Origin of the sequence: Polaromonas sp. AET17H-212 (genome assembly GCF_002379085.1) — a bacterium.
Taxonomy (GTDB): domain Bacteria; phylum Pseudomonadota; class Gammaproteobacteria; order Burkholderiales; family Burkholderiaceae_C; genus Polaromonas.
Genome location: NZ_NBZW01000025.1, coordinates 1 through 12,218, shown reverse-complemented (window position 1 = coordinate 12,218; position 12,218 = coordinate 1). Strand labels below are relative to the sequence as shown.

Genomic DNA, 12,218 nt, shown 5'->3' with positions numbered 1-12,218 from the left:
GTCCGCGCGCGCCGAATCAGCAGCCGGCGCGCACCGCTGTAGGACAAACCGGACAGCCCGAGCACTCCTTTTTTCATAGCTGCCGGCGCAGGCAGGAAAAGGGCTGAAGCCGATTTCAACCACAAACCGGGCGGCCGGGCGTGGCGCTGGCCCTACTTGCCGAAGAGTTTGTTCAGGCCCTGGCCGAGCCGGTCGCCGAGTTCCATGCCGGCGCCGGTCCCGACGCCGGGCATCACCACCGTGCCGACAGCCGCGCCCAGCAGCGCCCCGCGGGTCAGCGTGACCTCGGGTGCCGCCAGCGTGCCGCCCACCACCAGCGGCACCCCGACGGTGTTGCCCAAGCTCACGCTCACGCGCCCGCTCAGGGCCTGGCTGGCTGATACGGCCACGTTGCCGGTGGCGCTCAGCGCCCCGGAACTGGCCACCAGGTTGTTCAGCTGCGCGGCCCGTCCCTGCGACTGCACCTGCCCGGCCAGCGTGTCCAGCCGCGTCTGTCCGCCGCGGCTCAGGCCCACGGTCTGCACCGCCTTGACCAGGTCCATGCCGTTGAGCACTGCGTCCTTCACGGTGAAGCGCGTCTGCGTCTGCAGCGCGTCAACCAGGCCGGCGGTGGTTGCCGCAGCGGCCCTGAGCGTGGTGGACGCCTCCAGCCGGCCGCTGAGCGGGCGGTTCGGCGCGGTCAGCGCCGACACCTCCACCCCGCGGGTTTCCAGCTTGCCCTGCAGCACCAGCGCCTGGCCGCCCTGCGCCGACGGCGCGCGCTGCATGCCCAGCCGGCCCGCGACCGTGCCGCCGCCGACCTCCACACGCAGCGCCCACTGGCCGGCCTCCTCACGCTGCAGGCTGCCGTGGAGCCCCCGCAAATGGCCTTGCGTGACCTTGAGCGAGGCCTCCTCGGGCAGGCTGTCGGCGCCCAGGCGCATCCCGGCATCCACCGTGGTGCGCGAGCCCTTGAGGCTGACCCAGCTCACGTCCTGCAGCAGCGCGCGGCGCGGCAGCCAGCGGTCCACCGCCGCCCCACCCTCCGCAGCCCCCGCACCCGCGGGCTGAAGACTTGAAGCCCTTTTGGGCTGCAGCCCAGGCGCGGCGAGCGCTGCTTGCTTCTTTTTTTGTAGCGACAACAAAATCGCGTCGATCGCCTGCTGCGGCAACACCGCGTCCCGCAGCACCAGCGTGGCCACCTCGAGCCGGCCCTGCAGCAGCGCCGCCCAGCCCGGACGCAACTCCAGCCGCGCCAGGGTCAGCGGCGGCCGGCTTTGCACCTCGATGCCGCTCAGCGCCACGGCCGGCAGCGGCCACAGCGCCACCTCGATGCCGCCCACCCGCACCGGCAGGCCCAGCGCCGCGGAGGCCTCCTGCTGCACGCGCTGCCTGAAATCGTCGCTGCCCACCCAGCCGTGCAGCGCCAGCGCCACCCCGGCCAGCAACAACACGGCGGCCAGCGCCAGCCACAGGACCCCTCTGAAAATTCTTGCCATGCCCGTATTGTGGCGAGTCCCGGCAGGGCGGCGCGCCCTCGGGTACACACGGCGCTAGACCACGAAGGCCGGCTGACATCAACCGCTGCAGGATGGGCGCCCACCTGCGTCAGGCGGGCCCCGTGAACGCCTCCTTGGGCCAGATCAAGAGACGCACGGCAAAGCTGCGGTAACTTGTCAGGCGTACGCCATCGCGGCTAACACGAATCCATCAGCCCGTGTTGCACAAGCCAATCGATATCCGCCCACACTGCGGGCTGTCTTCAACTTTTCACTGAGAGTTTTCTTCATGCCCACTTTGTTCGACCCCGTCCAGGCCGGCGACCTGCACCTTGCCAACCGCATCGTCATGGCGCCGCTCACGCGCAACCGCGCGCCCGACGCCATTCCCACGCCCCTGATGGCCGAGTACTACAGCCAGCGCGCCAGCGCCGGCCTGCTGATCACCGAAGCCACTGCCATCAGCCAGCAGGGCCAGGGTTATGCCGACGTGCCGGGCCTGTACGGTACCGAGCAGCTCGACGGCTGGAAAAAAGTCACCGCCGCCGTGCACCAGGCCGGCGGCAAGATCGTGGTCCAGCTCTGGCATGTGGGCCGCGTCTCGCACACCGACCTGCAACCCGGGGGCGGCAAGCCGGTGGCACCCTCGGCCATCACCGCCAAGACCAAAACCGTGCTGATCAGGGACGGCGCGCCGGTTTTTGTCGACACCTCCGAGCCGCGTGCGCTGGATGCCGGCGAGTTGCCCGGCATCGTGCACACCTACCAGGCGGCGGCGCGCAACGCGGTCGAAACCGCCGGCTTCGACGGCGTGGAAATCCACGGCGCCAACGGCTACCTGCTGGATCAGTTCCTCAAGAGCAGCGCCAACCAGCGCACCGACGACTACGGCGGCAGCATCGAAAACCGCGCCCGCCTGCTGCTGGAAGTGACCCGCGCCATCACCGGCGCCATCGGCGGCGGCCGCACCGGCATTCGCCTGTCGCCGGTGACCCCGGCCAACGACGTGTTCGATGCCGACCCGCAGCCGCTGTTCGACCATGTGATCCGCGAACTGGCCACGCTGAACCTGGCCTACATCCACATCATCGAAGGCGCCACCGGCGGCCCGCGCGAGCTGCCCGACCGGCCGTTTGACTACGCCGCACTCAAGGCGGCCTACCGCGCGGCGGGCGGCAAGGGCGCGTGGATGGTCAACAACGGCTACGACCAGGCCCTGGCCGACCAGGCCGTGCAGGACGGCGCCGACCTGGTCGCCTTCGGCAAGGCCTACATCGCCAACCCCGACCTGGTGCGCCGCCTGCGCGAGGGCGCGCCACTGAACACTCCCGACAAGGCGACCTTCTACGGCGGCGGCGCGCAGGGCTACACCGACTACCCGGCGCTGGCCTGACCCGCGCGGCCTTCCCCTAAACTCGGCGGCATGTTCTTCATGCCGCCGTTTTTTTGTTTCGCCCCCTGCTGGTCGCCAGCGGCCTGCTGGCCTGCCTTTCGGCCCATGCCGGGCGCCCGCTAACGGTGGACGATGCCAACACCGACGACGCGGGCACCGGCCACATCGAGGGCTGGTATGCGCGCCTGCCGGGCCACGCCCACACCTGGACGCTGGCACCGGCTTACGCGCCGGTCGATGGCCTGGAGCTCGGCGCCTCGGTCACACGCGACCGAACCGCCGCCAGCACCAGCCAGGCGCTGCAGGCCAAGTGGCGCATCACACCGTCACAGGAGGCCGGCTGCCATACCGCCGCCGTGCTGGGTGCCACGCAAACCCGCGGCCAGGGCGGCACCACGCCCTTCCTCAACGGCCTGTTGACCTGCAACAGCACGTGGGGGGCGACCCACCTCAATCTCGGCGGACAGCGGCCGTCGGGCGGGCCGGGGGTGGCGACCTGGGGGCTGGCCCATGAACGTGCGTTCGGCGTGGCCACCCTGCATGTGGAGGCTTTCGGCCAACAGCTGGCCAAGCCCACCGTCCAGGTCGGTGCACGCAGCAACCTGACCCACCGGCTCCAGCTCGATGCGACCGTGGGCCGCAGCAATCGGGAAACGCTGGTCAGCGTCGGACTCAAGCAGTCGTTTTGAGGCCAGGCGGCAGCGCCGGGGCCTGCGTTGCTACAAAATAAATAGCTGTTAACAACCGCCAGACGCGGGCTACAGGTATTTTTGAGGAAAATTCAGGCGGCGCCGACGCCGATCGGCGCAGGCGCGGTCAGCACAATGCGTGTGAACAGCCGGTCGTAACACGGGTCGCGCAGGCCGCCGGCGAGCGGGTCGCGCTCATGCTGGAAGGCCGCGTCCAGCTGCACCCAGTCCTCGGCCGTCAGGGCCTTCTGCGCCGCCGGCAGGATCTGCGTTTCCTCGGTGCGCATGTGCTCGAGGTAAAAGCCCACATAGGCCTGCGCCGCCTCGGTGAACGCGGCGCGCCGCGTCTCACCGATCAGCTCCCAGGCCAGCAGCAGGTGCTGCAGTTCGCGCACCTTGCCTTCGCCTTTCATGTGGTCGGACTCGAGCTGGCGTATCACCGGCATCAGCTCGGGCGCCACGCGCGCCAGCCGGGGAAACAGCAGGTCCGACTCCTTCGGGTGATGGCGCCGCTCGGGAAACTCGTCGATGTAAAACAGCATCGCGCGCAATACGTCAAAAAAGCGCTCCGGCGCGTCGCCCGGACCACGCTCCATCATCATGACGAGGGAGCGCAACATGGCGGCCACGGCCGCGTGCTCGTCGCGGATGATTTGCAGTGAGGAATGAGTCATGGCGGCAGCTTGTCACAGGCCCCGGCGCCAAACCTTGATCCACGTCAATCCCGGCGCAGCCGCCAGCGCTTGAGCAGCAGCGCGTTCGAGATCACGCTGACGCTGGACAGCGCCATCGCCGCACCGGCCACCACCGGGCTCAGGAAACCCAGCGCCGCCAGCGGGATGCCGGCCACGTTGTAGGCAAAGGCCCAGAACAGGTTCTGCCGGATCTTCATCACCGTGCGGTGCGAGATGTCGAGCGCACCGGCGACCAGCGCCACGTCGCCGCGCATCAGCGTGATGCCGGCCGCGTGCATGGCCACATCGGTGCCCGTGCCCATGGCCATGCCGACATCGGCCGCCGCCAGCGCCGGCGCATCGTTGACGCCGTCACCGACCATGACCACAGTGTGGCCGCCGGCCCTCAGCGCCGCCACCTTTGCCGCCTTGTCGCCGGGCAACACCTCCGCCATCACCTCGTCGGCACCCAGACCCAGACGCGCACCCATGGCCAGCGCCGCGCCCTGGTTGTCGCCGGAGATCATGACGATGCGGATGCCGCGCACGCGCAGCGCCGCCAGCGCTTCTTTGGCCCCGGCCTTGGGTTCGTCGGCAAACGCCATCAACGCCCGGGGGCTCAGGCCCGCGGTCGTGCGTTCCACCAGCAGCGCCAGCGTCGCGCCTTCGCCCTGCAGCCGCTGCGCCTGCACCGCCAGCGCGCCCAGGTCCACACCGAGTTCATCCATCCAGCGCAGGCTGCCGATCAGGTAGCTGCGCACGCCGACCTCGCCCTCGCTGCCGCGGCCCGGCACGGCACGCAGGCCATCAGGCTGCGCCACCGTCATGCCGCGCTCCTGGGCGGCGGCCACCACCGCGCGAGCCAGCGGGTGTTCGCTGCCGCTTTGCAGGCTGGCGGCGACCGCCAGCTGTGCCGCTTCGTCGGCGTCTGGAGACACGACGAATGCCACCAGCCGCGGCCGCCCGACGGTCAGCGTGCCGGTCTTGTCAAAGGCCACGGTGTCGACCTGGTGCGCCAGTTCCAGCGCCTGCGCGTCCTTGATCAGAATGCCGTTTTTCGCCGCCACCCCGGTGCCCGCCATGATGGCTGCCGGCGTGGCCAGCCCCAGCGCACAGGGACAGGCAATCACCAGCACGGCCACCGCATGGATCAGCGCCGTCTCCATGCCGGCGCCGGCCCACAGCCAGCCCAGCAAGGTGAGCAGGCCAATGGCCAGCACCACCGGCACAAACACGGCCGAGACCTGGTCCACCAGACGCTGGATGGGGGCCTTGGCGGCCTGCGCGTCCTCCACCAGGCGGATGATGTGGGCCAGCACACTTTCGCTGCCCACGGCACTTACCTGCAGCACCACCCGCCCGTCACCGTTGATGCTGCCGCCGGTGAGCCTGTCGCCGGCTTGTTTGGTCACCGGCAGCGGCTCGCCGGTGAGCATCGATTCATCCACCTGGGTCTGCCCTTGCTGCAGCAGGCCGTCCATCGGGATGCGCTCGCCCGGCCGCACCACCAGGCGGTCGCCCAGCAGCACCTCGGCCACCGGCAGGTCGGCTTCCTCGCCCGAGCCCTGCAGCACATGCGCGACCTCCGGCCGCAAGGCATGCAGCGCGCGTATCGCCGCCGTGGTCTGGCGCTTGGCGCGCGTCTCCAGCCACTTGCCCAGCAGCACCAGCGTGACCACCACGGCCGAGGCCTCGAAATAAAGATGCGGCATCGTGTCGGCCTCGGCACTGAGCCACAGCCACACCGACAGGCCCCAACCCGCGCTGGTGCCAATGGCCACCAGCAGGTCCATGTTGCCAGTCAGCGCCTTGAGCGCATGCCAGCCCGCCTTGTAAAAACGCGCGCCCAGGATGAACTGCACCGGCGTCGCCAGCAGGAACTGCTGCCAGGCGGGCAGCATCCAGTGTTTGCCCAGCAGGTCGCCGAGCATGGGCACGACCAGCGGCGCCGAGAGCAGCAGGCCGATGGCCACCGGCGCAAAGCCGGCCCACGGCGAAAGCTCTTCCGGCACGGCTTCCTCCGCCGCGCGCGGCTCATAGCCGGCGTTGCGCACCGCGCGGCGAATCTGCGCGTCCATCTGCGCCGAAGGGGCGTAGACCACCCGCGCCGATTCGGTGGCGAGGTTCACGATCGCGTCTTGCACGCCAGGGATTTTTTTCAGGGCCTTCTCAACACGCGACACACACGACGCACAGGTCATGCCGTCAACGCCAAGGTCCAGGGTAGAGGGGGAGAGGGTGGTGTTCATGAATGAATGGTCAACCTTGACATCATGGCAAGGTCAAACCTTGATCGAGATCAACCTTACGCAACGCAGGGGTTTGGTGCCAACCCGCTTGACCTTACCATGGTGGCAAGCTTCAGGCTTCAGGCTTCTTCCAGTCAACCCCGAAAGGACAACCCCATGGACCAGACCTTCAACGTACAGGGCATGACCTGCGGCCATTGCGAACGCGCCGTGACCCAGGCCGTCAAGACCCTCGATCCGCAGGCCGAAGTCAAGATAGATCGCGCAGCCGGCAAGGTGGAGGTGCGGTCGGACCAGCCCCGCGAGGCCATCATTGCGGCGATTTCCGAAGAAGGCTATGCCACCGCATGAGCGCACCCATGAACATCGGTGAGGCGGCGCGCCAGTCCGGCGTGTCCGCCAAGATGGTGCGGCACTACGAGTCGCTGGGGCTGCTGCCGCATGTGCACCGCAGCGACAGCGGCTACCGCCAGTACAGCGAAACCGAGGTCCACACGCTGCGCTTCATCAAGCGCTCGCGCGAGCTTGGTTTTTCCATGCCGGAAATCGCCGAGCTGGTCAGCCTCTGGCAAAACCGCCGCCGCGCCAGCGAAAACGTGCGGCGCATTGCGCAGAAACACGCCGACGACCTGGCCCAGCGCATCGCCGCCATGCAGGCCATGCAGAAAACGCTGGGTCACCTGATCCACTGCTGCCAGGGCAACGACCGGCCCGACTGCCCCATCCTCGACGACCTTGCCGGCGTGGCCCCGCGCCCGGTTCTGCAAAAAAACTTTACAAAATCCTGACGCAGGCGTCATGGCGCCCTTACACAGGCGGCGCAAACTTCCCTTCAACCTCACGCCACTCCCGGCCACAGGCTTGTCTTCTACCGAAAGGAAGCTTTCATGACCTCTATGTTCACACCCCTGAAATCAGTCCAGTCCCTGGTGCTCGCCGGCATCATGGCCACCGCGGCCCTGGCCGCCACGGCACAAACCGTTGCGCCCGCGGCACCCGCCACAGCGGGCACGCCGGCCAAAGCCGGTGGCCACCATGGCGACCACATGGGCCGCCATGACCCCGCCCAGATGCAGGCGCGCATCGCCAAGCACCAGACCGAGCTCAAGGCCAAACTCAAGCTCACGCCGGCCCAGGAAGGCGCGTGGACAGCCTTCACCGCCTCCAGGCAGCCGCCGGTTCACGGCGCCCGCCCCGACCGCGCCGCCATGAAGGCCGAGTTCGACAAGCTGACCACGCCCGAGCGCATCGACAAGATGCGTGCCCTGCGCACCCAGCGCATGGCCGAGATGAGCGCCGCCATGGACAAACGCGGCGAGGCGACCAAGACCTTTTATGCCGCGCTCAGCCCCGAGCAGCAAAAAGTCTTTGACAGCCAGCGCATGGGCCGCGGCGGCATGGGCCATGGTGGACACCACGGCCAGCATCACAAAGGCTGAGCCTTCCTGGCGCCACAGGGCGGCCCTCACCGCCCTGAACGCAGCCTGCCTCCAGCCTGCGCCGCGTCCCCGTCGGGCGTGGCGCAGGCTTTTTTGATGGCGGGTCGCACTTGAAGCGCTCTGCTTTCAGGAGCTGCTTGCGTAGACAGGTCTTGGGCTGGACGCACTTTTGACTCATTTTTCCTGCCTCGCCAGACGCCACCGCCTTCCCGCGTAGGACGAGGTGCAAGCTTCGCTTTTCCAGCGGGCGGCCTGCCTAAACTGGCGCCATGACCTCCATCCGCACAGGCCAGGCGCCGGCCGCTTTATCGCGCAGCGTGTTCCATGAACGTTTCATGGAATCCTTCATGGACCCGGCCTTCCAGGCGGAAGCCGAGGCGATCTCCCGCGTCGAGGCGATTGCCTGGGACGCCTACCAGGAAGGCCGCAAGGCGCCCCGCACACGCAAGGCCGGCCCGGGTTACGCCGACCCGGACTACGACCTCTCCGTCGAGTGGCTGGCGACCAAGGCGCGTATTGAGCAGGCCCAGGCGGTGTGGCAGGACCCGGCGACACCCTCACGTGTGCTGCTGGTCTGCGGTTCGGCGCGCAACGACGGCACCTGCCCCGGTGAGATCTCGAAAACCTTCCGCATGGTGCAGTGGGCCGAAGAAACCCTCGCGCAGGCACAGATCCAGACCGATGTGCTCGACCTCAGCCTGCTCACATCGAGCTACCACTTGAACATCCATCCCTGCAAAGGCTGCGTGTCCACCGCCATGCCGCTGTGCCACTGGCCCTGCAGCTGTTACCCCAACCATGCCCAGGGACAAACCAGCGACTGGATGAACGAGATCTACGAGCGCTGGACGGCAGCGCATGCGGTCATCATCGTGACGCCGGTGTACTGGTACCAGTCACCGAGCCCGCTCAAGCTCATGATCGACCGGCTGGTCTGCGCCGACGGCGGCAACCCCGACCCCACCAGCACCCACGGCAAGAAGATCGCCGAGGCCAAGGCGCTGGAGCTGCAGGGCTGGGACTACCCCCAACACCTGGCCGGCCGCGCCTACGGCCTGGTCGTGCACGGCGATGTCGCAGGCATCGAAGGCGTGCGGCGCGGCCTGTCCGACTGGCTCGACTGGATGGGCCTGATCGACGCCGGCAGCCAGGCCCGGCTGGACCGTTATGTCGGCTACTACACGCCTTACGCCACCAGCCATGACGACCTGGACGCCGACGCGCCCATGCAGGCCGAGGTGCGCAATGTCGCCAGCGCGGTGGCCCACGCCGTCAAGGCCTTGCGGGCCGGCACCCTGTCCCAGCCCGACAAGGGGCTTTCCCGGCCACGGCCGAAATAGCGCCCCCACGTAGAGCCCCCACGTTCGCTCGCTACGCGTAGCTCTCTGCCCCCCGAGGGGGGCGCTGCGCCTGCGGCCCCGGCTGGTGAGAAGAGGGAGCGCCCACGCATGTGGTTAACGGTGCCCCGCCTAAACTCCGCTTCAGCCGCCCAGCAGGGCCTTGAGTTCGCCGCTGGCGATCAGCTTGTCCAGGTCGCCCGCGCCGCCGATCAGCGTGCCGCGCACAAAGATCATGGGAAAGGTGGGCCAGCCGGTCCACATCTTCAGGGCATTGCGCTCGCGCCAGGTGTTGAGGTAGTTGCCGTATTCGAGGTAGTGGTGCGCCACCCCCGCCGCATCCAGCGCACGGCGCGCCTTGCGCGGAAACGGGTTCATGGCCATGCCGACCACCACCACCGGATGGACGGCCACGGCGGCCTGCACTTCCTGCACGATGGCCTGCTCATGGCGGGCGATCTTGCCCCGGATGGCCGGGTGGATGCGGGACTCCTCAAGTATGGCGCGGGGCATGGCGAAATCCTTTCAGGGAATGGGGGACGCGGGTGGCCGGCCTGAGGCCACGCCGGAACCAGACGCAGCATACGGCACAGCCCGCGCAGACGCCCGTCACGCAGGCAAAAAAAAGGGGGCCGGGTCACCGGGAACATGCCCCGGCGGCCCGGCCCCGCAGGACCGTCGGTTCAGTACCGGTTTACTTGGCCTCGACCTGGCCGCCGACAGCGGCCGAGCCCTGCACGTTGCCACGCGCACTGGCGGGCAAGGCGTTCTGGATGCCGTTGCCGGCACGGCGGGCGACGTTGCCCACCGAGTTGACCGCGCGCCCGGCGACATTCTTCGTCGCGCTGGCACCACGCTCCACGGCGTTTTCTGTGCGGTTCGCTGTGCGGCTGACCGTGCCCTTGACGCTGCCGCCCGAGACCTGGGCACCGGCCCGTGTGTCGGTGTTGGCGCCCATCGAGCTGTCGCTGCGCGTGGCCGTGCCGTACGAGGAAGCAGTGGCGTTCACGCCAACGCCTGCGTTGGCTCGCACGTCGCTGCTGATGTTGTTGTTGACTCCGGTGCGCACACCGACGTCAGCGCCGACACCCACCTGGGCATGGGCTGCAAAAGCCAGCGTGGCGGTCAGGGCCGCAGCGGCAGAAAGGGAACGCATGGAAAACTTGTTCATTTCAAACTCCTTGTGATGAAACAGGCAGGCCAGGGCGGGTCGTGACCCTCTGAAGTAACTGCCAGCCTGCAGGGCGCCCGGAAAGGCGGCTGCAGACGCCAGCGCCTTGTCGGAACTGGGTAACTCAAATCTACTACCCAGGCCGGCCCGGACCTGCCGGAGAGCCCCCCTGCCTGACGTAGGACACCGACCTTTACGGACGCTTGACATGCGGGCGCAAGACCCCGCCCGCTACACGGCAAATGAGCTTGCTGTCCTACAGCCTTTGGGCACGGCCGCGCGACAATAAGGCTTTGCTCCTTTTGCCGCGCCATGCCCTCTTCCGAAACACCTCTCAAGCCCAGCGAACCCGTGGCGCCCTCCGTCTCCGTGGTGCAAGCGCCGCCCGACGAGGCCGATGCACTGGCGCAAACCCAGGCGGCCATTGCCACGGCCGCCCAGAGTGTCTCCATCAAGGTCCTGACCGTCAACATCCACAAGGGCTTCACCTTCTTCAACCGCAAGTTCATCCTGCATGAACTGCGCGAAGCGGTGCGCACGGTCGGCGCCGATGTGGTGTTCCTGCAGGAAGTCACCGGCACCCACGCCCGCCACGAAAGCCGCGTCGCCAACTACCCGGCCACACCGCATTACGAATTCCTGGCCGACACCATCTGGCCGCAGTTTGCCTACGGCCGCAACGCCGTGTACACCAACGGCCATCACGGCAATGCCGTGCTGTCGAAGTTTCCCATCGTCCACTTCGAGAACCGCGACGTGTCCATCAGCGGCCCCGAGCGGCGCGGCCTGCTGCACTGCGTGCTGGAAGTGCCCGGCCGCGACACGCATGTGCACGCCATCTGCGTTCACCTGGGCCTGGCCGAATCGCACCGCCTCAAGCAGCTGCACATGCTCTGCGACATGGTGCACAAGGACATCCCGGCCAGCGCGCCGGTGATCGCGGCCGGCGACTTCAACGACTGGCGCCGCCGCGCCCATGCCGTGCTGGAACAGGGCGCCGCCATGCACGAGGTGTTCGTCAACGCCAACGGCAAGGCGGCGCGCACCTTCCCCGCGCGTTTTCCGGTGCTGCCGCTGGACCGCATCTACGTGCGCAACGCGATCGGCCATTCGCCCGTCGTGCTGCCGCTCAAACCCTGGTCGCACCTGTCGGACCACGCACCGCTGGCCGCTGAAATCGAGTTCTGAACATGCCTCAGGGCCCTGCACCGGAGACCACCTCATGAACGGCCGCTGGGTCGCCGGCAACCGCTTCACCTTGCTGGAAAACGGCGAGGGCTTTTTCCCGCGCGTTTTCGAATGCATCGCGGCAGCCGAGCACGAGGTGCTGCTGGAGACCTTCATCCTGTTTGAAGACAAGGTCGGCCTGGCCCTGCAGAAAGTGCTGTTGACCGCTGCGCGGCGCGGCGTGCGGATCGACATCACCATCGACGGCTACGGCTCCCCCGATCTCTCGCCGGCCTACATCCTGGCGCTGACGCAGGCCGGCGTGCGGGTGCATGTGTTCGACCCCAGCCCCCGCCTGTGGGGCTACCGCACCAACCTGTTTCGCCGCATGCACCGCAAGATCGTGGTGGTCGACGGCAAACGGGCCTTCGTCGGCGGCATCAACTATTCGGCCGACCACCTCGCCGACTTCGGGCCCGAGGCCAAGCAGGACTATGCGGTTGAAGTGGAGGGGCCGCTGGTGGCCGAGGTTCACCAGTTTGTCCGGGCCCAGCTGCGGCTCGGCCAGCACCCGCCGGGCAGCCGGTTGGCCCAGCTTCTCACCCGCCAGCCGGCCCCCGC

The 12,218-nt window shown here is 68.2% G+C and carries 13 protein-coding genes; 8 read left to right on the top strand and 5 right to left on the bottom strand.

Annotation, left to right across the window (positions count from 1 at the left end):
* Positions 1–152: 152 nt before the first annotated feature.
* A complete protein-coding gene (locus B7G53_RS17265) occupies positions 153–1,478 on the bottom strand; it encodes an AsmA family protein (protein WP_096669961.1) in 1,326 nt (441 codons plus the stop codon).
* Between the two features lie 289 nt (positions 1,479–1,767).
* Between B7G53_RS17265 and B7G53_RS17260 the strand changes: the two genes are divergently transcribed.
* Together B7G53_RS17260 and B7G53_RS17255 are read left to right on the top strand one after the other, a co-directional pair.
* A complete protein-coding gene (locus B7G53_RS17260; protein ID WP_096669959.1) occupies positions 1,768–2,871 on the top strand; it encodes an alkene reductase in 1,104 nt (367 codons plus the stop codon).
* Between the two features lie 53 nt (positions 2,872–2,924).
* Entirely contained in the window at positions 2,925–3,560 is a 636-nt protein-coding gene (locus B7G53_RS17255; protein WP_096669957.1) for a hypothetical protein, read from the top strand.
* A 92-nt stretch (positions 3,561–3,652) separates the two neighbouring features.
* Here B7G53_RS17255 and B7G53_RS17250 read toward each other — a convergent pair whose 3' ends face one another.
* Complete coding sequence (locus tag B7G53_RS17250; protein ID WP_096669955.1) at positions 3,653–4,234, bottom strand: hemerythrin domain-containing protein; 582 nt, start codon at positions 4,232–4,234, stop codon at positions 3,653–3,655.
* Between the two features lie 44 nt (positions 4,235–4,278).
* The gene (locus tag B7G53_RS17245; RefSeq protein ID WP_096669953.1) at positions 4,279–6,483 is read right to left on the bottom strand and encodes a heavy metal translocating P-type ATPase; all 2,205 of its coding nucleotides are present in this window, start codon (positions 6,481–6,483) and stop codon (positions 4,279–4,281) included.
* Between the two features lie 156 nt (positions 6,484–6,639).
* On the opposite strand from B7G53_RS17245, the gene B7G53_RS17240 reads away from it, so the two are divergent.
* The 4 genes from B7G53_RS17240 to B7G53_RS17225 all read left to right on the top strand — a co-directional run bounded on the left by B7G53_RS17240 (position 6,640) and on the right by B7G53_RS17225 (position 9,262).
* On the top strand, positions 6,640–6,834 hold the full coding sequence (locus tag B7G53_RS17240; RefSeq protein WP_096669951.1) for a heavy-metal-associated domain-containing protein: 195 nt from the start codon (positions 6,640–6,642) through the stop codon (positions 6,832–6,834).
* 8 nt (positions 6,835–6,842) lie between these two features.
* Positions 6,843–7,271: a Cu(I)-responsive transcriptional regulator gene (gene cueR, locus B7G53_RS17235; RefSeq protein ID WP_441338994.1), complete on the top strand. Its 429-nt coding sequence runs from the start codon at positions 6,843–6,845 to the stop codon at positions 7,269–7,271.
* Positions 7,272–7,370: 99 nt separating this feature from the next.
* Positions 7,371–7,922, top strand: a complete 552-nt coding sequence (locus B7G53_RS17230) for a Spy/CpxP family protein refolding chaperone (protein WP_441338993.1) — start codon at positions 7,371–7,373, stop codon at positions 7,920–7,922.
* 269 nt (positions 7,923–8,191) lie between these two features.
* Complete coding sequence (locus B7G53_RS17225; protein WP_096669945.1) at positions 8,192–9,262, top strand: flavodoxin family protein; 1,071 nt, start codon at positions 8,192–8,194, stop codon at positions 9,260–9,262.
* 141 nt (positions 9,263–9,403) lie between these two features.
* Here B7G53_RS17225 and B7G53_RS17220 read toward each other — a convergent pair whose 3' ends face one another.
* Together B7G53_RS17220 and B7G53_RS17215 are read right to left on the bottom strand one after the other, a co-directional pair.
* Entirely contained in the window at positions 9,404–9,772 is a 369-nt protein-coding gene (locus tag B7G53_RS17220; RefSeq protein WP_096669943.1) for a glutaredoxin domain-containing protein, read from the bottom strand.
* 181 nt (positions 9,773–9,953) lie between these two features.
* Positions 9,954–10,430, bottom strand: coding sequence for a hypothetical protein (locus tag B7G53_RS17215; protein WP_096669941.1), 477 nt, complete (start codon positions 10,428–10,430; stop codon positions 9,954–9,956).
* Positions 10,431–10,742: 312 nt separating this feature from the next.
* Between B7G53_RS17215 and B7G53_RS17210 the strand changes: the two genes are divergently transcribed.
* On the top strand, positions 10,743–11,618 hold the full coding sequence (locus B7G53_RS17210) for an endonuclease/exonuclease/phosphatase family protein (RefSeq protein WP_096669939.1): 876 nt from the start codon (positions 10,743–10,745) through the stop codon (positions 11,616–11,618).
* Between the two features lie 34 nt (positions 11,619–11,652).
* Positions 11,653–12,218 (top strand): cardiolipin synthase ClsB (clsB, locus tag B7G53_RS17205; protein WP_141396370.1); only part of this gene is annotated, 566 nt, incomplete at its 3' end.